Here is a 516-nt window from a genome sequence, read left to right as displayed (position 1 = left end):
CTGAGCTTGTTTAACTAGCTCAGTGACCAGTACCAATGATGCTCATGACGTATCTTTTACTACGCTAATAACGGTATTCGATAGCGTCGGCACCGATACTCTACGCGCTCGTGGCAAGATCACATGGCGAAAGGTCTGCAAATACGTCAAGCCAACGGTTGACCCTGCTTCCCATTGGCCTTTAGGAATCGATAAAATCGCTGCACGCACGGTCTCCGATGCATAGGCTCCGATATTCAATGAAAAGGCGATAATCGCTGAGGGAAACGGATCAAGCTTGAGGCCAACGCTTGGCAAACCATAAAAGATAATAAATAGTTGTACCAGCATCGGTGTACCGCGAATAGCAGACACATAGATGCGAGCCAGTCTATAGATAATCTTATGAAACCAGCCTGTCCGCGGCACAATACGAATGAGCGCAACTGTCAGCGCAATCATCATACCAATAGCAAATGATATCAATGCCAGCGGTATCGAATAATAAATACCGCCTTTTAGCATCGGCCAAAAAGA

At 46.3% G+C, this 516-nt stretch carries 1 protein-coding gene; it reads right to left on the bottom strand.

Annotated elements, in window-relative coordinates; genetic code table 11:
* Nucleotides 1-42: 42 nt before the first annotated feature.
* The coding region (locus ACS8FD_RS24625; protein WP_439277776.1) for an amino acid ABC transporter permease at nucleotides 43-516 on the bottom strand (474 nt) is incomplete at its 5' end.

The sequence above is a fragment of the Psychrobacter sp. 1U2 genome (assembly GCF_051847575.1).
The sequence above is the reverse complement of the archived record's forward strand: the minus strand, read 5'-3'. Positions and strand labels throughout refer to the sequence as shown.